Annotated in this window: 18 protein-coding genes and 1 pseudogene; 15 read left to right on the top strand and 4 right to left on the bottom strand. The window is 62.2% G+C overall.

The features are described 5' to 3' along the window. Positions 1-35: 35 nt before the first annotated feature. Positions 36-1,067: a small ribosomal subunit biogenesis GTPase RsgA gene (gene rsgA, locus ACOZJV_RS26615; RefSeq protein WP_020299446.1), complete on the bottom strand. Its 1,032-nt coding sequence runs from the start codon at positions 1,065-1,067 to the stop codon at positions 36-38. Between the two features lie 108 nt (positions 1,068-1,175). On the opposite strand from rsgA, the gene orn reads away from it, so the two are divergent. Continuing rightward, a complete protein-coding gene (gene orn / locus ACOZJV_RS26610) occupies positions 1,176-1,718 on the top strand; it encodes an oligoribonuclease (protein ID WP_020299445.1) in 543 nt (180 codons plus the stop codon). A 104-nt stretch (positions 1,719-1,822) separates the two neighbouring features. Then, positions 1,823-2,437 (top strand): trimeric intracellular cation channel family protein, encoded by a 615-nt coding sequence (locus ACOZJV_RS26605; protein ID WP_178102921.1) that lies wholly within the window; start codon positions 1,823-1,825, stop codon positions 2,435-2,437. Here the strand turns inward: ACOZJV_RS26605 and queG are convergent. Beyond that, on the bottom strand, positions 2,419-3,498 hold the full coding sequence (queG, locus tag ACOZJV_RS26600) for a tRNA epoxyqueuosine(34) reductase QueG (protein WP_078469547.1): 1,080 nt from the start codon (positions 3,496-3,498) through the stop codon (positions 2,419-2,421). The two genes, ACOZJV_RS26605 and queG, sit on opposite strands and share 19 nt — an antisense overlap. Positions 3,499-3,561: 63 nt before the next feature. Here queG and ACOZJV_RS26595 point away from each other — a divergent pair, with 63 nt between their 5' ends. The 13 genes and pseudogenes from ACOZJV_RS26595 (at position 3,562) to ACOZJV_RS26535 (ending at position 17,891) form a co-directional block, all read left to right on the top strand. Next, complete coding sequence (locus ACOZJV_RS26595; RefSeq protein WP_421548873.1) at positions 3,562-4,422, top strand: NAD(P)H-hydrate dehydratase; 861 nt, start codon at positions 3,562-3,564, stop codon at positions 4,420-4,422. Then, the gene (gene tsaE, locus ACOZJV_RS26590; protein ID WP_020299441.1) at positions 4,410-4,880 is read left to right on the top strand and encodes a tRNA (adenosine(37)-N6)-threonylcarbamoyltransferase complex ATPase subunit type 1 TsaE; all 471 of its coding nucleotides are present in this window, start codon (positions 4,410-4,412) and stop codon (positions 4,878-4,880) included. Before ACOZJV_RS26595 ends, tsaE begins: the two co-directional genes overlap by 13 nt. Positions 4,881-4,883: 3 nt before the next feature. Next, positions 4,884-6,311 carry an N-acetylmuramoyl-L-alanine amidase gene (locus ACOZJV_RS26585; protein WP_201129193.1) on the top strand — a complete coding sequence of 476 codons (1,428 nt, stop codon included), beginning with the start codon at positions 4,884-4,886 and terminating at the stop codon, positions 6,309-6,311. After that, positions 6,308-8,218 (top strand): DNA mismatch repair endonuclease MutL, encoded by a 1,911-nt coding sequence (gene mutL, locus ACOZJV_RS26580; RefSeq protein WP_078469550.1) that lies wholly within the window; start codon positions 6,308-6,310, stop codon positions 8,216-8,218. The genes ACOZJV_RS26585 and mutL overlap by 4 nt, the downstream gene beginning before the upstream one ends. Then, positions 8,218-9,189 carry a tRNA (adenosine(37)-N6)-dimethylallyltransferase MiaA gene (gene miaA / locus ACOZJV_RS26575; RefSeq protein WP_078469551.1) on the top strand — a complete coding sequence of 324 codons (972 nt, stop codon included), beginning with the start codon at positions 8,218-8,220 and terminating at the stop codon, positions 9,187-9,189. Before mutL ends, miaA begins: the two co-directional genes overlap by 1 nt. 93 nt (positions 9,190-9,282) lie before the next feature. Next, complete coding sequence (gene hfq / locus ACOZJV_RS26570; protein ID WP_007921378.1) at positions 9,283-9,543, top strand: RNA chaperone Hfq; 261 nt, start codon at positions 9,283-9,285, stop codon at positions 9,541-9,543. A 12-nt stretch (positions 9,544-9,555) separates the two neighbouring features. Continuing rightward, the gene (gene hflX, locus ACOZJV_RS26565; protein WP_020299437.1) at positions 9,556-10,857 is read left to right on the top strand and encodes a ribosome rescue GTPase HflX; all 1,302 of its coding nucleotides are present in this window, start codon (positions 9,556-9,558) and stop codon (positions 10,855-10,857) included. 96 nt (positions 10,858-10,953) lie between these two features. Further along, positions 10,954-12,129 carry an FtsH protease activity modulator HflK gene (gene hflK, locus ACOZJV_RS26560; protein WP_078469552.1) on the top strand — a complete coding sequence of 392 codons (1,176 nt, stop codon included), beginning with the start codon at positions 10,954-10,956 and terminating at the stop codon, positions 12,127-12,129. Next, positions 12,129-12,998, top strand: coding sequence for a protease modulator HflC (hflC, locus tag ACOZJV_RS26555; RefSeq protein WP_020299435.1), 870 nt, complete (start codon positions 12,129-12,131; stop codon positions 12,996-12,998). Before hflK ends, hflC begins: the two co-directional genes overlap by 1 nt. A gap of 288 nt (positions 12,999-13,286) precedes the next feature. Beyond that, positions 13,287-14,474, top strand: coding sequence for an ATP phosphoribosyltransferase regulatory subunit (locus ACOZJV_RS26550; protein WP_421548872.1), 1,188 nt, complete (start codon positions 13,287-13,289; stop codon positions 14,472-14,474). Between the two features lie 54 nt (positions 14,475-14,528). Further along, complete coding sequence (locus ACOZJV_RS26545) at positions 14,529-15,818, top strand: adenylosuccinate synthase (protein WP_078469554.1); 1,290 nt, start codon at positions 14,529-14,531, stop codon at positions 15,816-15,818. Positions 15,819-16,292: 474 nt separating this feature from the next. Next, positions 16,293-16,985: pseudogene (locus ACOZJV_RS26540) on the top strand (methyl-accepting chemotaxis protein); the annotation flags it as partial. Between the two features lie 21 nt (positions 16,986-17,006). Next, the gene (locus ACOZJV_RS26535; protein WP_371106546.1) at positions 17,007-17,891 is read left to right on the top strand and encodes a methyl-accepting chemotaxis protein; all 885 of its coding nucleotides are present in this window, start codon (positions 17,007-17,009) and stop codon (positions 17,889-17,891) included. Between the two features lie 61 nt (positions 17,892-17,952). Here the strand turns inward: ACOZJV_RS26535 and ACOZJV_RS26530 are convergent, their stop codons facing one another. After that, complete coding sequence (locus tag ACOZJV_RS26530; RefSeq protein WP_421548871.1) at positions 17,953-19,518, bottom strand: ABC transporter permease; 1,566 nt, start codon at positions 19,516-19,518, stop codon at positions 17,953-17,955. Next, the gene (locus tag ACOZJV_RS26525; protein WP_421548870.1) at positions 19,518-20,531 is read right to left on the bottom strand and encodes an extracellular solute-binding protein; all 1,014 of its coding nucleotides are present in this window, start codon (positions 20,529-20,531) and stop codon (positions 19,518-19,520) included. The genes ACOZJV_RS26530 and ACOZJV_RS26525 overlap by 1 nt, the downstream gene beginning before the upstream one ends. Positions 20,532-20,620 lie beyond the last annotated feature (89 nt).

The following is a 20,620-nucleotide window of genomic DNA, read 5'->3' as shown; positions in this document are numbered from 1 at the left end:
ATCGCGGCCTTTTTGTCAGTGCGGGTTGCGACAGCTCAGTAGCTGGTTTCCGGCAGGCTGGCGATGATCGAGCGGTAGCTGTTCATCCGTTGCTGCTGCACGCGGCCATCTTCAAGGGCCTTGAGCAGGGCGCAACCGGGTTCGCGATCATGCTTGCAATCGCGGAAGCGGCAGGTGCCCAGCAGGTCGTTGAACTCGATAAATCCGGCTTCGACATCGGCGCGGCTGACGTGGCCCAGGCCGAATTCGCGAATGCCCGGGGAGTCGATCAATTCGCCGCCACCCGGGAAGTGGAACAGTCGCGCGGTGGTGGTGGTGTGAGTGCCCTGGCCGGACAGCTCGGACAGCGGGCCGACGCGGGTTTCGACTTCCGGCAGCAAGCTGTTCACCAGCGAGGATTTGCCGACACCGGACTGGCCGACGAACACGCTGATGCGCCCGTCCAGTTGGGCCTGCAATTGCTCCATGCCATCGCCGTGGTGCGCCGAGACTTCCAGCAGCGGGTAACCCAACTGGCGATACACCGCCAGCAGGGCATTGAGTGCCGGAGCATTCTGCTCGTCGATCAAGTCGGCCTTGTTCAGCAGCAGCAACGGACGGATGCCGGCGTGTTCGGCAGCGACCAGGTAGCGGTCGATCAGGTTGGCATGGGGTTCGGGCAGCGGGGCGAAGACAATCACGATCATGTCGACGTTGGCTGCCACCGGCTTGAGCTGGCCGCGGCTGTCCGGGCGGCACAGCTCGGTGTTGCGTGGCAATTGGGCGACGATCACGCCGATGCCCTGGTTGCCGGCGCGCCACACCACCTGGTCGCCCGTTACCAATGCTGGCAGGTTGGCGCGCAAGTGGCAGCGGAATACCTGGCCGGCCAATTCGCCTTCGCGAGCTTCGACTTCGACCTGAACGCCGAAGTGGGCGATCACCAGGCCGGTCTGCTCGGGGCCCAGGTCGCCTCCCTCAAGCGCTTCCACGGCGGATGATTCACGCTTGGCGGCGCGGGCGGCGCGTTCGCCTTGAATTTTTTCGATGCGCCAGTTTTGGCGACGGTTGAGCTGGCGTTTGGCCATGGGTGTTCCGTGTTGATAATGCAGCAGGATAGGTAAAACGGCCGCGAGTTTAGCACGCCGAGGAGGCCCTCTAGGCTAAACTGCGCAACTACGCCGAGGAGCCCACCCATGCAAAACCCACAGAATCTGATTTGGATCGATCTGGAAATGACCGGTCTGAACCCTGACACCGACGTCATCATCGAGATGGCCACCATCGTCACCGACAGCAACCTCAATACCTTGGCCGAAGGTCCGGTCATCGCCATCCATCACAGTGACGAAGTCCTGGCCGGCATGGACGAGTGGAACACCCGCACCCACGGTGGCTCGGGCCTGACGCAACGGGTCCGCGAGAGTCGCATCAGCATGGCCGAGGCCGAAGCCGAAACCATCGCCTTCCTGGAGCAGTGGGTGCCTCGGGGCAAGTCGCCGATCTGTGGCAACAGCATCTGCCAGGATCGCCGCTTCCTTTATACCCACATGAAATCCCTGGAAAGCTTCTTCCACTACCGCAACCTCGATGTCTCGACCCTCAAGGAACTGGCCGCGCGCTGGGCGCCGGACGTGCGCGACAGCTTCAAGAAAGGCAGCACCCACCTGGCCCTGGACGACATTCGTGAGTCCATCGCCGAGCTGCAGCATTACCGCAAACACTTCATCAAGTTCTGATGTCGGGCAGGCCGGCCTGGTCGTCCAGGGCTATTTCACGGCCTCGCCCTCTTTTGGTGCCCGTGCCAACTGAGTAGACTGCGCGCCTTCCTGCAAGGACCGCCATCATGCTGCTGATGCTCTACCTGATCGCCATTACCGCTGAAGCCATGACTGGCGCCCTGTCCGCGGGGCGCCGCGGCATGGACTGGTTCGGCGTGGTGCTGATCGCCTGCGTCACGGCCCTGGGTGGCGGTTCGGTGCGTGATGTATTGCTCGGCCACTACCCGCTGACCTGGGTCAAACACCCGGAATACCTGGTGCTGACCTCGGTGGCGGCCCTGGTGACGATCTTTATCGCACCGCTGATGCGCCACCTGCGTTCGCTGTTTCTGGTGCTCGACGCCGTGGGCCTGGTGGCGTTTACCCTGATCGGCTGCATGACCGCCCTGGAAATGGGCCACGGCATGTTGGTGGCCTCGGTCAGCGGGGTGATTACCGGGGTGTTCGGCGGGATTTTGCGGGATATCTTCTGCAACGATATTCCGCTGATCTTCCGCCGCGAGCTGTACGCCAGCGTCTCGTTCGCCGCGGCCTGGTGCTACATGCTCTGCATCTATCTGCAACTGCCCAGCGAGCAGGCGATCCTGGTCACCCTGTTCGGCGGCTTTCTACTGCGCCTGCTGGCGATCCGCTTTCACTGGGAAATGCCCAAGTTCGTCTACAACGACGCCGAGTGACGCTTGGCGTGTTGCGCCAGCGCCCACTCCACGTGTTCCTGCACCAGTTCTGATGGATAGTCCCGGCGCGCCTTGAGCGCTTCCAGCACCGGAATGCTCGAGGGCGCATTGCCCAGGCCGACCGCCAGGTTGCGCAGCCAGCGCTCATACCCGGCGCGCCGCAGGGGCGAGCCCTCGGTGCTGCTGAGGAAACGCTCCTCATCCCACATGAACAGCTCGGCCAGTTCGGCGTTATCCAGGTTGTGCCGCGGCTTGAAGTCGTTTTCTCCCGACGGGCGAGCGAAGCGGTTCCAGGGGCAGACGATCTGGCAGTCATCGCAGCCGAACACCCGATTGCCGATCAGCGCGCGCAACTCTTCGGGGATGGCGCTTTTGAGTTCGATGGTCAGGTAGGAAATGCAACGCCGCGCATCCAGCACGTAGGGGCCGACAAACGCCTGGGTCGGACAGATATCGAGGCAGGCGGTGCAGCGTCCGCAGTGCTCGCTGGCGTGGGGCTGGTCCACGGGCAGCGGCAGGTCGACGAACAGTTCGCTGAGGAAGAAATAGCTGCCGGCCTTGCGGTTGAGGACCAGGGTGTTCTTGCCGATCCAGCCCAGGCCGGCCTGTTCGGCGATGGCTTTTTCCAGCACTGGGGCGCTGTCGACAAAGGCGCGATAGCCAAAGGGGCCGATGGCTTGCTGGATGCGCTCGGCCAGTTGCTGCACGCGTTTACGAATCAATTTGTGGTAATCGCGGCCCAGGGCATAGCGTGAAACGTAGGCTTTGGCAGGCTGCGCCAGGCGCTGGGCCATTTGCGTATCGCCTGGCAGGTAGTCCATGCGCAGCGAAACCACACGCAAGGTGCCGGGCACCAGCTCCTCGGGGTGGGAGCGTTTGCTGCCGTGGGCGCCCATGTAGTCCATCTCGCCGTGGTAGCCAGCCTCGAGCCAGCGTTGCAGGTGCTGCTCGTGCTCGGCCAGGTCCAGGCCGCTGATGCCGACTTGTTGAAAGCCCAACTCTCGGCCCCAGTCTTTGATCGATTGGGCCAGAGCGGGCAGATCGGTGGTAATAGCAGGCATGAGGCGAGAGAAACCGGGGCTGAGGTGCGTATAATTCTGCCAGACATCGGAGCCTGAAGACGCATGCCGCAGACAAAACACGATTTACCCGACGCGCAGTTACTGATGCCCGGCCATTTGCCGAGGCTGGCTGCCCGTTCGCCGGACGCTCACAAGGGCCAGTTTGGCCATGTCCTGCTGATTGGCGGCGATCGCGGCTTTGGCGGCGCGGTGTTGCTGAGCGCGCAAAGTGCCCTGCGCAGCGGCGCTGGCCTGGTGTCCCTGGCGACGCGCAGCGAGCACGTGCCGGCCGCCCTGGCTCGTTTGCCGGAGGTGATGACCCAGGGCGTGCATTCGGCCAATCAACTGATGGGGCTGCTCGCCCAGGCATCGGTGCTGGTGGTCGGCCCCGGCCTGGGCCAGGCGGCATGGGGGCACAGCCTGTTGTCGGCGGCGGCAAATGCCTCGCAACCACAGGTCTGGGATGCCGATGCGCTGAATCTGTTGTCCAAGGGCGGGCTGAGCTTGCCCGAGGGCAGCGTCATTACCCCGCATCCGGGAGAAGCGGCGCGTTTGCTCGGGTTGTCGACGGCCGACGTGCAGGCCGACCGTCCGGCGGCGGCGCGGGCCTTGAGTAAAAAGTATGCAGTGGTGGCCGTCCTCAAGGGGGCGGGTACCCTGATCGCCAGCCCCGATGGCCAATTGGCACGTTGTGATCAAGGCCATCCGGCCATGGCCAGCGCCGGGTTGGGCGATGTGCTGGCGGGCGTGATCGGCGCCTTGCTGGCCCAGGGCATGAGCGCATTTGATGGCGCTTGCCTGGCCGTCTGGTTGCATGCGACGGCGGGTGAGCAGCAAGGCAAGTTGGGCCGGGGGCTGGCGGCCAGTGATCTGATACCGGCCATTCGTCAGTTGTTGGAGGAGCAAGCACCGTGTCTGAACTAACCCTTTATCTGGCCGATGAGCAGGCCATGGTCGAATTGGGTGCGCGAATCGCTCAGGTCACCCGAGGGGTTGGCGTGATCTTCCTGGAGGGCGACCTGGGGGCGGGTAAAACCACCCTGTCACGGGGGATCATTCGTGGTTTGGGGCATGTGGGGGCGGTCAAGAGCCCGACCTTTACCCTGGTCGAGCCCTATGAGATCGGTGAGATTCGAGCGTTTCACTTTGACCTGTATCGCCTGGTCGATCCGGAAGAGCTGGAGTTTCTCGGTATTCGCGATTACTTCGACGGCGATGCCTTGTGCCTGCTTGAGTGGCCCCAACGTGGTGCAGGCTTTTTGCCAAAGCCGGACCTGACCATTACCATTACCCCGCATAACAACGGGCGTTCTCTGCATTTGTTGTCGCAAGGCTCGCGTGGCGAGTCCTGGTGTGCCGCTTTGGCGTTGGAATTCAAATAAATTATGGGGTTAGGTATGCGCATTCGCGCGTTGGTTGCTGTCGTAGGACTGTTGCTTACGGCATTGGCCGTCGAGGCTGTAGCCGCGACACAGGTGCGTAGCGTGCGCCTGTGGCGAGCACCGGATAACACTCGTTTGGTGTTCGATCTGTCCGGCCCGGTTCAGCACAGCGTGTTTACCCTGAGCGCCCCCGACCGGCTGGTGATCGATATCAATGGCGCGACCCTCGGCGGTCCGCTGAACATTGCCACGGCCAACACCCCCATCACGGCCATGCGCTCCGCGCAGCGCACGCCGACCGATCTGCGGGTGGTCATCGATCTGAAAAAAGCCGTCACCCCCAAGAGCTTCACCCTGGCGCCGAACGCGCAATACGGTAACCGCCTGGTGGTCGACCTGTTTGACAACCCAGCTGACGCTGCTCCGCCGCCCACCCCTGCGCCCAGTGTCGCCACGGTCCCGGCGGTGCCGGTCACTCCGGTCGAGCCGGCGATCAAGCTGCCACCGGCGCCTGCCGGCAAGCGCGACATCATTGTGGTGATCGATGCCGGTCATGGCGGTGAAGACCCGGGTGCCTCCGGCTCCCGCGGCCAGCATGAAAAAGACGTGGTATTGGCCATCGCCCGCGAGTTGCAGCGCCAAGTCAATGGCCTGAAAGGCTTTCGCGCCGAGCTGACCCGTACCGGCGATTACTTCATTCCGTTGCGTGGCCGTACCGAAATCGCCCGCAAGAAGGGCGCCGATCTGTTCGTGTCGATCCACGCCGATGCCGCGCCGTCGGCCGCCGCCTTCGGGGCCTCGGTGTTTGCCCTGTCGGACCGTGGCGCCACTTCGGAAACAGCCCGTTGGCTGGCGGACAGTGAAAACCGTTCCGACTTGATCGGCGGGGCCGGCAACGTCAGCCTGGACGACAAGGACCGCATGCTCGCCGGGGTATTGCTCGACCTGTCGATGACCGCCTCGCTCACTTCCAGCCTGAATGTCGGGCAGAAGGTCCTGAGCAACATCGGCCGGGTCACGCCGTTGCACAAGCAGCGGGTGGAACAGGCCGGGTTCATGGTGCTGAAGTCGCCGGATATTCCGTCGATCCTGGTGGAAACCGGCTTTATCTCCAACGCCAACGAGGCCTCCAAGCTGGCCGCCGCCAGTCACCAGCAGGCCCTGGCGCGTTCCATCAGCAGCGGTATTCGCCAATTCTTCCAGCAGAATCCGCCGCCGGGCACCTACATTGCCTGGTTGCGCGACTCCGGGAAAATCGCCCAGGGCCCGCGTGATCACCGGGTCAGCCCGGGGGAAACCCTGGCCATGCTCGCGGTGCGTTACCAAGTGTCGGCGGCCACCCTGCGCACGGCCAATAACCTGAAGACTGATGAACTCAAGGTCGGGCAGACCCTGACCATCCCAGGCACTGAACTGGCGTCCAAGCAATGAGTGATACGGTCCTGAACAACGCGCGCATCGAGCTGCTCAGCCCGCGCCTGGCGAACCAGATTGCCGCAGGTGAGGTGGTCGAGCGTCCGGCTTCGGTGATCAAGGAGCTGCTGGAAAACAGCCTCGACTCGGGTGCCAAGCGCATCGACGTGGATGTGGAACAGGCCGGCGTCAAGCTGCTGCGAGTGCGTGACGATGGTCGCGGGATTTCCGCTGATGATCTGCCGCTGGCGTTGGCGCGACACGCCACCAGTAAAATCCGCGATCTCGAAGACCTAGAGCGGGTGATGAGCCTGGGGTTTCGTGGCGAGGCCCTGGCGTCCATCAGCTCCGTGGCACGCCTGACCCTGACCTCGCGCACCCGCGACGCCGAGCAGGCCTGGCAGGTGGAAACCGAAGGCCGGGACATGGCGCCTCGGGTCCAGCCCGCAGCACACCCGGCCGGGACATCGGTTGAAGTCCGCGACCTGTTCTTCAATACCCCGGCGCGGCGCAAGTTTCTCAAGGCTGAAAAAACCGAATTCGATCATCTGCAGGAAGTGATCAAGCGCTTGGCGCTGGCCCGTTTCGATGTGGCCTTCCACCTGCGACACAACGGCAAAAGCATCCTCAGCCTGCACGAAGCCAATGATGACGCGGCCCGTGCCCGGCGCGTGGCGGCGGTCTGCGGCGCGGGCTTCCTCGAGCAGGCATTGCCGATCGAGGTCGAGCGCAATGGCCTGCACCTGTGGGGCTGGGTCGGTTTGCCGACCTTCTCCCGTAGCCAGGCGGACCTGCAGTACTTCTATGTGAATGGCCGCGCGGTGCGCGACAAACTGGTGGCCCACGCGGTGCGCCAGGCTTACCGCGACGTGCTGTTCAATGGTCGGCATCCGACCTTTGTGCTGTTTTTCGAGGTCGACCCGTCGGTGGTCGACGTCAATGTGCACCCGACCAAACACGAAGTGCGCTTCCGTGACGGGCGCATGGTTCACGACTTTCTCTATGGCACCCTGCACCGCGCCCTGGGCGATGTGCGCCCCGAAGACCACCTGGCTGCGCCGGCCGCAGTCGCGGGCATGGTCCGGCCAACAGGCATCGACGCCGGTGAATTCGGCCCCCAGGGTGAAATGCGCCTGGCGGCCCATATGGCGCTGGAGCAACCGCAAACCCAGCCGGGCTTGAGTGCGCCGGGCACTGGGGCGGGGGCCGGTTATCAGTATCAGTACACGCCGCGTCCACAGGCGGTCCTGCCGGCGGCAGAGGCGCAGAGTGCCTATCGCGAGTTTTACGCGCCCCTGCCCGACGCCGGCGGCGTTTCGCTGCCCGAAGGGCAAGGGGATATTCCGCCCCTGGGTTATGCCTTGGCGCAGCTCAAGGGGATCTACATCCTCGCGGAAAACGCCCAGGGCCTGGTGCTGGTGGATATGCACGCGGCCCACGAACGGATCATGTACGAGCGCCTGAAGGTGGCCATGGCCAGCGAGGGCTTGAGTGGCCAGCCGCTGCTGGTGCCGGAGTCGATCGCCGTCAGCCAGCGCGAAGCCGACTGCGCCGAAGAGCACGTCAGTTGGTTCCAGCGCCTGGGCTTCGAGCTGCAGCGCCTGGGGCCCGAGTCGTTGGCGATCCGGCAGATTCCGGCGTTGTTGAAGCAGGCTGAAGCCAATCGCCTGGTACACGACGTACTTGCTGACCTGATGGAGTACGGAACCAGCGACCGGATCCAGGCCCACCTCAACGAATTGCTCGGCACCATGGCCTGCCACGGCGCGATCCGCGCCAATCGGCGCCTGGCCCTGCCGGAAATGAACGGTTTGCTGCGCGACATGGAAAACACCGAGCGCAGCGGCCAATGCAACCATGGCCGACCGACCTGGACCCAATTGGGCCTGGACGATCTGGACAAACTATTCTTGCGCGGTCGTTGATGAGCCAGCTTCCTCCAGCGATCTTCCTGATGGGCCCGACTGCTGCTGGCAAGACCGACCTGGCCATCGAACTCACCAAAGTCCTGCCTTGCGAGCTGATCAGTGTCGATTCGGCGCTGGTCTATCGTGGCATGGACATCGGTACGGCAAAGCCTTCCCGGGAGCTGCTGGACGAGTTTCCACACCGTTTGATCGATATTCTCGACCCAGCCGAGAGCTATTCCGCTGCCGATTTTCGTAAAGACGCCCTGGCGGCCATGGCCGAGATCACCGCGCGCGGCAACATTCCGCTGCTGGTGGGCGGCACCATGCTTTATTACAAAGCGTTGGTCGAAGGGTTGGCGGATATGCCCGCGGCTGATCCGCAGGTCCGTGCCGAGCTTGAGGAAGAGGCCGCACGCCTTGGCTGGCAGGCCCTGCACGATCAGTTGGCGGCAATTGATCCGGAGTCGGCGGCAAGAATTCACCCCAATGACCCTCAACGCCTGACGCGGGCGCTGGAAGTCTATCGGGTCAGTGGCCTGAGCATGACCGCTCACCGCCAGCGACAATCTGCGCAAAGTACTGAAGCAGCCGCTTCGGGACAGGGACAATTGCCCTATACTGTCGCGAACTTGGCCATCGCTCCGGCGAATCGCCAGGTACTGCATCAGCGGATTGCACAAAGATTCACACAAATGTTGGAACAGGGATTCATCGACGAGGTCGTAGCTCTGCGTTCAAGAAGTGACCTGCATGCCGGGTTGCCGTCTATACGTGCGGTGGGCTATCGCCAAGTCTGGGATCATCTGGATGGCAAGCTGACGTCAGCCGAGATGCAGGAGCGGGGCATCATTGCCACGCGCCAATTGGCGAAGCGCCAGTTCACCTGGTTACGCAGTTGGGCTGATTTACACTGGCTGGACAGTCTGGATTGCGACAATCTGCCACGCGCCTTGAAATACTTGGGAACGGTCTCCATATTGAGCTGAGTCCTTGCAATTGCCGTCTATCCTTGGGGGTGTGGCGGCATAAGCCATCTGTTTTCTAATTTTTTATTATTGATCCTTAAAGGAGTGCGGCACATGTCAAAAGGGCATTCGCTACAAGACCCTTACTTGAATACTTTACGTAAAGAGAAAGTTGGGGTTTCCATCTATCTGGTTAACGGGATCAAGCTGCAAGGTACGATCGAGTCCTTCGACCAGTTCGTCATCCTGCTGAAAAACACCGTCAGCCAAATGGTTTACAAACACGCTATCTCGACAGTGGTGCCAGTTCGTCCAATTCGCCTGCCTAGCGCATCCGAATCCGAACAGGGCGACGCTGAGCCAGGTAACGCCTGATAGGAGTCTCCTTTGTTCTTTGAGCGCCACGGTGGTGGTGAGCGAGTGATCCTCGTTCACTTGGATGGACAGGACCCTGAGGCGCGCGAAGATCCGCAGGAGTTTCAGGAGTTGGCAAATTCGGCCGGCGCCGAGACCGTCGCGTTTTTTAACGTGCCGCGTCATCGGCCAACCGCCAAATTCCTGATTGGCAGTGGCAAGGTCGAGGAATTACGCGACCTGGTCCATGCCGAAAAGGCCGATCTGGTGATTTTCAATCACATCCTCACGCCCAGTCAGGAACGTAACCTCGAACGTGTATTCGAGTGTCGCGTGATCGATCGCACGGGTCTGATTCTCGATATTTTCGCCCAACGCGCCCGTACCCATGAAGGCAAGCTCCAGGTTGAACTGGCCCAGCTTGACCACATGAGCACCCGTCTGGTTCGTGGCTGGACTCACCTTGAGCGTCAGGGCGGCGGTATCGGCATGCGTGGCCCGGGTGAGACCCAGTTGGAAACCGACCGACGCCTGCTGCGGGTCCGCCTGCGACAGATCAAGGGTCGGCTGGAGAAGGTGCGCAGCCAGCGTGAGCAATCGCGGCGTGGTCGGATGCGGGCGGATATCCCTACCGTTTCCCTGGTGGGCTATACCAACGCCGGTAAATCAACACTCTTCAACAACGTGACGAAATCGGACGTGTACGCGGCCGACCAACTGTTTGCCACGCTCGACCCGACCTTGCGCCGTCTGGATCTGGACGACCTGGGGCCGATTGTCCTGGCCGATACCGTGGGTTTCATTCGTCACTTGCCCCATAAGCTGGTCGAGGCATTTCGGTCTACGCTCGAAGAGTCGAGCAACTCCGACCTGCTGTTGCACGTGATTGACGCGGCCGAGCCGGATCGCATGTTGCAGATTGAACAGGTCATGGTGGTGCTGGGCGAGATTGGTGCCCAGGACTTGCCGATCCTCGAGGTCTATAACAAACTCGATTTGCTTGAAGGCGTTGAGCCACAAATCCAGCGCGACGAAAACGGCAAGCCCCAGCGGGTCTGGCTATCGGCGCGTGATGGCAGTGGCCTGGAATTGCTTGAGCAAGCCATTGCCGAGTTGTTGGGCAGCGATTTGTTCGTCGGCACCTTGCGCTTGCCTCAACGTTTTGCTCGGTTGCGTGCTCAGTTCTTCGAATTGGGCGCGGTACAGAAAGAAGAACACGACGAAGAAGGTGTCAGCTTGCTGGCCGTTCGATTGCCACGCTCGGAGCTGAATCGGCTGGTCAGCCGTGAAGGCGTTGTGCCGATGGAGTTCATCGAGCAACACACTTTGCAATAAAAGCCTGGGAAAGCGGTTGTGCCGCTGTGACAGGCATTCTGTAGCATTGGTCGGCGCGCCGTGGGTGCGTCTTTGCTTTATCAGATGGAGAGCGCTATGGCTTGGAATGAGCCGGGTGGCAACTCGAATAATCAGGATCCTTGGGGTGGTAAGCGCCGCAATAACGGCGACCGCAAGGGGCCACCGGATCTCGACGAGGCCTTCCGAAAGCTGCAGGAAAGCCTGAATGGGTTGTTCGGTGGTGGTAAGAAACGTGGTGGTGACGAGGGCGGCAGATCGGGTAAAGGCGGTGGTTTCGGCTTGCTCGGCATCGGCCTTGTCGTACTGGCGGCCGTTTGGCTGTACAGCGCGGTTTACGTGGTGGATGAGCAGGAGCAAGCCGTGGTGCTGCGCTTCGGCAAGTACTACGAAACCGTAGGCCCGGGCCTGAACATCTACTTCCCGCCGATCGATCGCAAGTACATGGAGAACGTCACGCGCGAGCGTGCCTATACCAAGCAGGGCCAGATGCTGACTGAAGACGAAAACATCGTCGAAGTGCCGCTGACCGTGCAGTACAAGATCAGCAACCTGCAGGATTTCGTGCTGAACGTCGATCAGCCGGAAATCAGCCTGCAGCACGCGACCGACAGTGCCCTGCGCCACGTTGTGGGTTCCACCGCGATGGACCAGGTGCTGACCGAAGGTCGTGAATTGATGGCCAGCGAGATCAAGGAGCGTCTGCAACGCTTCCTCGATACCTATCGCACCGGTATCACTGTCACTCAGGTCAACGTACAGAGCGCGGCAGCACCGCGTGAAGTGCAGGAAGCCTTCGATGACGTGATCCGTGCTCGTGAAGATGAGCAGCGTTCGCGCAACCAGGCTGAAACCTACGCCAATGGCGTGGTGCCGGAAGCCCGTGGTCAGGCCCAGCGTATCCTCGAGGATGCCAACGGTTACCGCGATGAAGTGGTTTCCCGCGCCAAGGGTGAGGCTGATCGCTTCACCAAGCTGGTCGCCGAATACCGCAAGGCTCCTGAAGTCACGCGTGAGCGTCTGTACCTGGACACCATGCAGGAAGTCTTCAGTAACACCAGCAAAGTGCTGGTGACCGGTGGCAAGGGGGGGCAGAACAACCTGCTTTACCTGCCGCTGGACAAGATGATCGACAGCGGTCGTAGCAACAACGCTCCGGCAACGGGTGCGGCGTCTGCGGCTGGCAATGAAGTGAATGCACGTGCGGCGGCTGACTTGCAGCAACAGCAGACGCGTTCTAGGGAGAGTCGCTGATGAGCAATAAATCGCTGATCGCCCTGATTGTGGGTGTTGTCGTGGCGGTAGTTGCCTGGAACAGCTTCTACATCGTGGCTCAGACCGAGCGCGCGGTGTTGCTGCAGTTCGGTCGCGTGGTTCAGGCCGATGTCCAGCCTGGCCTGCATGTGAAAGTGCCCTACGTCAACCAGGTGCGTAAGTTCGATGCGCGCCTGATGACCCTGGATGCACCGACGCAGCGCTTCCTGACCCTGGAAAAGAAAGCGGTCATGGTCGACGCCTTCGCCAAGTGGCGGGTCAAGGACGCCGAGCGTTTCTACACCGCGACTTCCGGTCTCAAGCAGATTGCCGACGAGCGTCTGTCTCGTCGTCTGGAGTCGGGCCTGCGTGACCAGTTCGGCAAGCGCACCTTGCATGAAGTGGTTTCCGGTGAGCGCGACGCCTTGATGGCTGACATCACCGCTTCGTTGAACAAGATGGCCGAGAAAGAACTGGGCATCGAAGTTGTCGACGTACGGGTCAAGGCCATCGACCTGCCCAAGGAAGTGAACCGCAGCGTGTTCGAGCGTATGAGCACCGAGCGTGAGCGTGAAGCTCGCGAGCACCGCGCCAAGGGTAACGAGCTGGCCGAAGGCATCCGTGCCGACGCCGATCGTCAGCGCCGTGTGCTGCTGGCAGAAGCCTATCGCGAGTCTGAAGAGGCGCGCGGTGATGGTGATGCCCAGGCAGCGGCGATCTACGCCAAGGCCTACGGCCAGGACCAGGAGTTCTACGCGTTCTATCGCAGCCTGCGTGCCTACCGTGAAAGCTTCGCGAACAAAAGTGACGTGATGGTTCTGGATCCGGGCAGTGACTTCTTCCGTTACCTGGAAAAAGCCAAGCCTTGATCTCACACTGACCCAGATCACCCCGCCGGGCGGCTAACGCACTTGGCGGGGTGATCCTTTGGGAAAACGTGTGTATCATGCGGCAGCCGGGAAATTCCCGGCTTTTTTGCGTCTGCACGTTTGATTGGTCGATTCGTTCAAGAGCTCGACAAGATTTTTCGAGGAAAGTGGTCTGTACAGCTGATTCCTGGCTGCCTGTCCGGCTGAGTTCGCGTCGGATGCGATCGCTTTCTGCTTCACTCAAGGCTGGCCGAAGGCTTGCCGCCCGGATCATAGGGGAAAGGCGTAATGGCAACGGTAGACCGCTGGCTGCTGCCAGATGGCATCGAAGAAGTATTGCCGCCGGAAGCGGCGCGCATCGAAGTAGCGCGTCGTCAGGTGTTGGATCTGTTCCAGAGCTGGGGTTACGAGTTCGTCGTGACCCCGCATATCGAATACCTGGAATCCCTGCTGACAGGTGCTGGCCAGGATCTGGATCTGCGCACCTTCAAGGTCATCGACCCGCAATCGGGTCGGCAGATGGGCTTTCGGGCCGACATCACGCCGCAAGTGGCGCGCATCGATGCGCACACCTTGCGTCGCGAAGGTCCGAGCCGCCTGTGCTACGCCGGCAGCGTGCTGCATGCCCAGCCGCGAGCCCTGTCGTCTTCGCGCAGCCCTATCCAGTTGGGCGCCGAGTTGTATGGCGATGCCAGCCCGAGCAGCGACGTCGAAGTCATCAGCCTGATGTTGGCGATGCTGCAACTGGCTGATGTACCGGATGTCCACATGGACCTGGGTCACGTCGGTATCTACCGCGGCCTGGCCCGTGCTGCCGGCTTGTCCGGTGAAGTCGAGCAACAGCTGTTCGATGCCCTGCAACGCAAGGCGATCGACGAGGTCATTACCTTGACCGAAGGCCTGCCTGCCGACCTGTCGGGCATGCTGCGTGCCCTGGTCGACTTGTGTGGCGGCCGTGAGGTATTGACCGCCGCCCGTGACCGCCTGGCCCACGCGCCGGCGCCGGTACTGGCGGCACTGGATGATTTGCTGGCGATCGCCGAGCGTTTATCGGTGCGTTTCCCGGAGTTGCCGCTGTATTTCGACCTGGGCGAACTGCGTGGTTACCACTACCACACCGGTGTGGTGTTCGCGGTGTTTGTTCCTGGCGTGGGTCAATCCATCGCACAGGGCGGGCGTTATGACGATATTGGCGCCGATTTTGGCCGTGCGCGGCCGGCGACCGGTTTTTCCACCGATTTGAAAACCCTGGTGACCCTGGGGCGTGCTGAAGTCGAGCTACCGTCTGGCGGTATCTGGATGCCTGACAGCACTGATGCGGCACTCTGGCAGCAAGTCTGTCAGTTGCGCGGTGAGGGTCAGCGTGTCGTCCAGGCGTTGCCTGGGCAACCTTTGGCCGCCGCCCGTGAAGCGGATTGCGACCGACAATTGATTCAGCAGAATGGGCTTTGGCAGGTACTGCCGCTGTCTTCTTGAGTTTTCCCGCCGGCGGCTGCCGGCACCAAGTTTGCGCGAATGAGGACAAGTGTTATGGGTAAGAATGTCGTAGTCCTGGGCACCCAGTGGGGTGATGAGGGCAAAGGCAAGATCGTTGATCTGCTGACCGAACATGCTGCCGCCGTAGTGCGCTACCAAGGTGGCCACAACGCGGGTCACACCCTGGTGATCGATGGCGAAAAAACCGTCTTGCACCTGATCCCGTCGGGTGTACTGCGCGAAGGCGTGCAGTGCCTGATCGGCAACGGCGTGGTGGTTGCACCTGACGCCCTGCTGCGCGAGATCACCAAGCTGGAAGAGAAAGGCGTGCCAGTGCGCGAGCGCCTGCGTATCAGCCCTTCCTGCCCTCTGATCCTGTCCTTCCACGTTGCGCTGGACCAGGCCCGTGAAAAGGCCCGTGGCGAGCTGAAGATCGGTACGACCGGTCGCGGCATCGGCCCGGCCTACGAAGACAAGGTTGCACGTCGTGGCCTGCGTGTGGGCGACCTGCTCAACATGCCGCGCTTTGAAGACAAGCTGCGTGAACTGGTGGATTACCACAACTTCATGCTGGTGGGTTACTACAAAGAGCCGGCCATCGAGTTTGAAAAGACCCTGGCCGAGTGCAAGGAATACGCTGAGCTGCTCAAGCCGCTGATGCTGGACGTGACTGCCGAGCTGCACGACCTGCGTCGCGCCGGCAAAGACATCATGTTCGAAGGCGCCCAGGGCTCGTTGCTGGACATCGACCACGGCACCTACCCGTACGTGACCAGCTCCAACACCACCGCTGGCGGCGTTGCGACTGGTTCGGGCGTTGGCCCGATGTTCCTGGACTACATCCTCGGCATCACCAAGGCGTACACCACGCGTGTAGGTTCGGGCCCGTTCCCGACTGAGCTGTTCGACGATGTCGGTGCGCACCTGGCCAAACAAGGTCACGAATTCGGTGCTACCACCGGCCGTGCCCGTCGTTGCGGCTGGTTCGATGCAGTTATCCTGCGTCGCGCTATCGATGTGAACAGCATCTCGGGCATCTGCCTGACCAAGCTGGACGTACTCGACGGCCTGGAAACCATCAACATCTGCATCGGCTACAAGGATGCGCAAGGCAAGGACGTTGCCCCGACTGACGCGGACAGCTACGTAGGCCTGCAGCCTGTGTACGAAGAAGTGCCGGGCTGGACTGAATCGACCGTGGGCGCCAAGACCCTGGAAGAGCTGCCAGCCAACGCCCGCGCTTACATCAAACGCGTCGAAGAGCTGATCGGTGCGCCGATTGACATTATTTCGACAGGTCCGGACCGCAACGAAACCATCGTTCTGCGTCATCCGTTCGCGTAATAAGTCGTTGATGTAAATCACAAAGGGCTCTGAATTGGGCCCTTTGTCGTATCTGGTGCTTGAACGGCACGACCCTTGCTGTTAACTCTGATTCTAGAGTGCCATCAATTTTATGGCGTCAAAGCAGAGGGATTTCCTGTGTCGGCCGTTCTCTCACTGTTACAAAGCCGTTTGCTGCGGCCAGTGTTCGTTACCCTAGGTATCGCCCTTTTGGTGCAGGTACTGGTGGCGGTTGCCCTGACCCGGAGCACGGTGACTGCGCTCGAGGCTGATCTTGCCGCCCGTCTGGGCGTTGATAGCCAGAAGCTGTCTGCGGAACTGGAGCAGGCCGGGCGTGAAGTCACATCCAGCCTGGAGAGCCTCTCCAGCAGTACCCGTCAGCGCCTGACCGCGGGCCTGTCCTCGCGCCTGCAGGAAGAGCAGGCGCAATTGCGCGCCGCCCTGGAAAAAGACCTGAAGGATTCAGCCAATGACATGGCCCAATTGCTGGCGTCGGTAGCGCCGCGAGCAATGTGGGACAGCGACGTGCCGACTCTTTCCGAATTTGCCCGGCGTGCGCAACGCAATCCCAACGTGTTATTCGTGGTTTACGACGACGCTGCGGGCGAGCACTTGACCCGTTACCTGAACCGGGAAAACCCGATCAACAAGGCACTGCTGGAGAAGGGCAAGGGCGACCGAGCCCTGGACAAGGTGCTGGATGCGGCCAAGAACGACCCCTCGGTCTACTACCTCGAAGCGTCGATCAACCCCAATGGCGTGGAAATCGGCAAGGTGTTGATGGGGGTGTCCACTGCCTCGGTCGAGGCGGATGTGGCGGCGCTGGACAAGCGTTTTGCGGCGCTGATTGCCAGCAGCGATCAATTGGTGGGCGACAGCGTGAAAGGCGCCTCGGCAGAGAGCTCGGCGGCCATGCGCTCGCGCCTGCAATCGGTCCAAGGTACGGCCACGCAAATGCAGGCCAACACTGCTAGCACCGTGCAGGACGCGGCGCAGACCCTGCGCTGGCGGATCGGCCTGGGCCTGGCGCTGGTGGGCTGCGGTGTCTTGCTGTTGCTGGCGGTGGTGCTGGGGCGGCGTGTGGTCAACAAGCTGCACCTGCTGATCGCCGCGCTGAATGATCTGGCGGCGGGCGAGGGGGATCTGACCAAACGTGTGCAGCTCAACAGCAATGATGAAATCGGCGACATGGCCTCGGCGGTCAATCGGTTTGTCGACAAGTTGCAGCCCATCGTGCGCGAGGCGGGGGATGTGGCGCAGCGCACCGGGGTTGAGATCGGTGCCATGAGCCTGCGCAACGCCGGCGCCGATGCGGCGGCCGAAGCCCAGCGCGATGAAGTGGCCGAGAGTCTGCGGGCACTGTCGCAAATGGCCGATGAGGCCCAGGCCGAAAGCCAGGCGATGCAGGCAGCGTTGCAGCAAGTGGTGGAGATTCGCCAGGCCACCGACGAGAACACCCGCACTTCGGCCCAGGTCGGCGGCCTGATCGAGGCGCTGGCGGGGCAGGTCGATACCGGGGCCAAGGTCATCGAGCGCCTGGCCCAGCAGAGTGAACAGATCGAGGTGGTGCTGACGGTGATCCACGGTATCGCCGAGCAGACCAACCTGCTGGCGCTGAACGCGGCCATCGAAGCAGCGCGCGCGGGCGAAACCGGGCGCGGCTTCGCGGTGGTGGCCGATGAGGTCAGGGCCCTGGCCAGCAAGACCCAGAGTTCCACCGGCGATATCCAGGCCCATATCGGCGCCCTGCAGCAAGGCGCGCGCGAGGCCGTGGCGGCCATCGGCCAAGCCGGACGCCAGGCCAGCGAGGGGTTGTTGGTGCTGCGCGACAGTGCACGGCTGCAACAGTCAGTGCAGTCTTCGGTGGAGCAGGTGCACGCCGCCATTGGACTGGCGACCAAGGCTGCGGCTCATCAGGCGCAAGGTGCGCAGGCGGTGCGCGGGCGGGTTGAGACCATTCATGCCCAGGCCGAACGCGCGGCTCAGGCGGTGGTGGAGACCACGGCCAGTGGCAAGGTCCTCGACAGTCTGGCCGCGCAGCTCAAGGCCAGCCTGGGGCAATTCCGGGCCTGACCGTCCGGCCAACCGACTCCTGCAGGGGTGTGGATAACTGCAGGAGCGGTTGCGCGCACGCTCAGCGACTCAGGTACATCCGCGTGGTCAGCAGATAGACCGGCAAGCCCGAGACCAGAATCAGCAGCGCCGCATAGGGCGCGGCCGCCGCAAACTCGACATTCGCCGTATGTGCCCAGACTTCAGTCGCCAGTGTGTTGAGCCCGGTCGGGCTGAGCAGCAGGGTGGCGGTGAGTTCTTTCATCGCATCCAGGAACACCAGGGCAAACGCGGCGCCAAGGGCTGGAAAGATGATCGGCAGCGTCACCCGGCAGAATGCACTGAACGAGGAAGCGCCGAGGGTGCGCGCGGCTTCTTCGAGTTGTGGCGCGGCCTTGTTCAATGCGGTGCGGATGGGGGCCTGGGCCAGCGGCAGAAACAGCAGTGCGTAGGCGATCAGCAGCAACGCCGAGGTCTGATACAGCGCCGGCACATAGTGCAGGGCGAAGAACACCAGCGTCAGGGCGATTACCAGGCCCGGCAAGGCATGCAGCAGATACGGCAGGCGCTCGGCCCATAGCGCCAGGCGGCCCTTGTAGCGCACCACCAGCAGCCCGACCGGTACCGCCAGCAGCAGGCACAGTGCAGCGCCGCCCAGGGACAAGGCCAGGGACGAGAGCAGGGCCTCGCTGATGGCCGCCACCGGAAAGGCCGCCGAAGAACCTACAGCCAACCAGTAGGCAAGCATGCCCAGGGGGATGCCGCTGCCGATCACCGCCAGCAACAGGCAATAGACTTGCCCGCCCCAGGCCCAGTACCCCAGTCGAACCTGTTCGGCGTGACGCGCCGCCCCTTGGCCGGTGCGCACATGGCGGCCCTTGCCGCGAACCCGCAACTCCAGCCACAGCAGCATCAGGCACATCGCCAGCAGCACGGCGGAGAGCATGGCTGCGTTGGCGTTGCTGAACTCCAGCTCGAACTGTTGATAGATCGCAGTGGTGAAGGTTTGCAGGCCGATGATCGACAGCGCGCCGAACTCCACCAGCATATGCAGGGCGATCAACAACGAGCCGGCCAGCAGTGACGGCCAGAGCAGAGGCAAAGTGATTCTGAAGAACACTCCCAGGCGGTTTTGCCCCAGGGTGCGCGCGGACTCTTCCAGGGAAGGGTCGAGATTGCGCAGGGTCGCCGCCACCGGCAGGAACACCAGCGGGTACTTGGACAGCGTCATCACCAGGATCGCCCCGCCCAGCCCTTCGAAATGAGCGCTGAGGGAGACCCAGGTAAAGCTGCTGACAAAGGCCGGCACCGCAAAGGGCAGGCACAGCACCACGCCCCATAGCCGCCGCCCTGGCAAGTCACTGCGCTCCAGCAGCCAGGCCAGCGACAAGCCGATGACCGCACAGGCCAGCGTAACGCCGACCATCAGCAGCAGGGTGTTGCGCAGCAGCCCGAACACGTAGGGGCGCCACAGCAGGTGCAGGGCTTCAGCCCAGCCGGCCTGCCAGGCCTTGAGCCCGACATAGAGCAGCGGCAGCAGGCTCAGGCCGACCAGCAGCAGCACCGGCAGCAGCAGCCAGATCGACGGCCGCTTGCGCCGCGGGACATAACCGATGCGGGCAGTGCCGGCGGGCAGCGACAGGCTCATCAGTTCAGGCCAACTTCACGTTCCAGTTCCAGGGCTTCCTCGGCGTTGCCCAGGTCGGCCGGGGTGACTTTCGGTGCCTGCAGCTCGCTGAATGGCTTGAGCCCGCGATCCGACTCCAACCCCTTGCATAGCGGGTATTCGGCGGTGGTCTGGGTGATGACCCGCTGACCTTCTTCGCTGGCCATGTAGGCCAGGAACTGCTGGGCTTCCTTCGGATGTTTGCTCGACTTGAGCACCGCCGCGCTGGAGACCGTGATCAGGCCGCCGACGTCGCCGCCGGTGAAGTAGTGCAGTTTCGAATCCAGTTGGCCTTTCTCGCGTTGCAGGGCGAACCAGTAGTAGTTGTTCACCAGCACGGTGGCGACTTCGCCGTTTTCCACCGCTTTGAGCGCAACCATGTTGTTGCTGTAAGTCTTGCCGAAAGCGCGCAGGCCGGTCAGCCATTCTTCCGCGGCGTCCATCCCGTGCAGCTTGATGATGGCCACGGCTTGTTCCTGGAACGCGCCGCTGGTGGGCACGAACCCGACTTTGCCTTGCCATTGCGGCTGGGCGAAATCGAGCACCGACTTGGGCAGGTCTTTTTCGTCGATCAGTTTCGGGTTGAATGCCACTACGCGCACCCGAGCGGTGATGCCGATCCAGGTGCCATTGGTGGCGACGTAGTCCTTGGGCAGGACCTCCAGGGTCGCGGCATCGGTCTTGGCCAGCAGGCCTTGCTCACCCAGCTTGTTCAGCGGTGGCGACTCTTCGGTGTAGATCACGTCGGCCGGGGAGCGATCGCCTTCCTCGACGACCTGGCTGGCCAGTTGATTGCTGCTGCCCTTGCGCACATTGACGTGGATGCCGGTCTTGGCTTCAAACGCCTTGGCGATGGCGTCGCCGACCTCCTTGTGCTGACCGTTGTAGAGGGTCAGCGAAACCGGGTCGGCGGCCATGGCCTGTGATGCCCCCAGAATCAGGCCCAGCATCGAAACGGCCAGGCCGCGCAGCATCGGGTTATTGCGAATCGTCATGCGGGTACTTCCTCGCTTGCGGCTACATATCTTGAAATAATGATAAACGATATTGTTTCTCAAGTGCCTTTTTGCGGGAAATTGATAAG

This window comes from Pseudomonas sp. QD4, assembly GCF_049199125.1.
Taxonomy (GTDB): domain Bacteria; phylum Pseudomonadota; class Gammaproteobacteria; order Pseudomonadales; family Pseudomonadaceae; genus Aquipseudomonas.
Note: the sequence above shows the minus strand (reverse complement) of the source record. Positions and strands in the feature narration are given on the sequence as shown.

Coding starts and splice junctions, on each gene's coding strand:
- rsgA (WP_020299446.1), bottom strand. CDS start 1,067: ATGGCCAAACGCCAGCTCAACCGTCGCCAAAACTGGCGCATCGAAAAA.
- orn (WP_020299445.1), top strand. CDS start 1,176: ATGCAAAACCCACAGAATCTGATTTGGATCGATCTGGAAATGACCGGT.
- queG (WP_078469547.1), bottom strand. CDS start 3,498: ATGCCTGCTATTACCACCGATCTGCCCGCTCTGGCCCAATCGATCAAA.
- ACOZJV_RS26595 (WP_421548873.1), top strand. CDS start 3,562: ATGCCGCAGACAAAACACGATTTACCCGACGCGCAGTTACTGATGCCC.
- ACOZJV_RS26585 (WP_201129193.1), top strand. CDS start 4,884: ATGGGGTTAGGTATGCGCATTCGCGCGTTGGTTGCTGTCGTAGGACTG.
- mutL (WP_078469550.1), top strand. CDS start 6,308: ATGAGTGATACGGTCCTGAACAACGCGCGCATCGAGCTGCTCAGCCCG.
- miaA (WP_078469551.1), top strand. CDS start 8,218: ATGAGCCAGCTTCCTCCAGCGATCTTCCTGATGGGCCCGACTGCTGCT.
- hfq (WP_007921378.1), top strand. CDS start 9,283: ATGTCAAAAGGGCATTCGCTACAAGACCCTTACTTGAATACTTTACGT.
- hflK (WP_078469552.1), top strand. CDS start 10,954: ATGGCTTGGAATGAGCCGGGTGGCAACTCGAATAATCAGGATCCTTGG.
- hflC (WP_020299435.1), top strand. CDS start 12,129: ATGAGCAATAAATCGCTGATCGCCCTGATTGTGGGTGTTGTCGTGGCG.
- ACOZJV_RS26550 (WP_421548872.1), top strand. CDS start 13,287: ATGGCAACGGTAGACCGCTGGCTGCTGCCAGATGGCATCGAAGAAGTA.
- ACOZJV_RS26545 (WP_078469554.1), top strand. CDS start 14,529: ATGGGTAAGAATGTCGTAGTCCTGGGCACCCAGTGGGGTGATGAGGGC.
- ACOZJV_RS26535 (WP_371106546.1), top strand. CDS start 17,007: ATGGCCTCGGCGGTCAATCGGTTTGTCGACAAGTTGCAGCCCATCGTG.
- ACOZJV_RS26530 (WP_421548871.1), bottom strand. CDS start 19,518: ATGAGCCTGTCGCTGCCCGCCGGCACTGCCCGCATCGGTTATGTCCCG.
- ACOZJV_RS26525 (WP_421548870.1), bottom strand. CDS start 20,531: ATGACGATTCGCAATAACCCGATGCTGCGCGGCCTGGCCGTTTCGATG.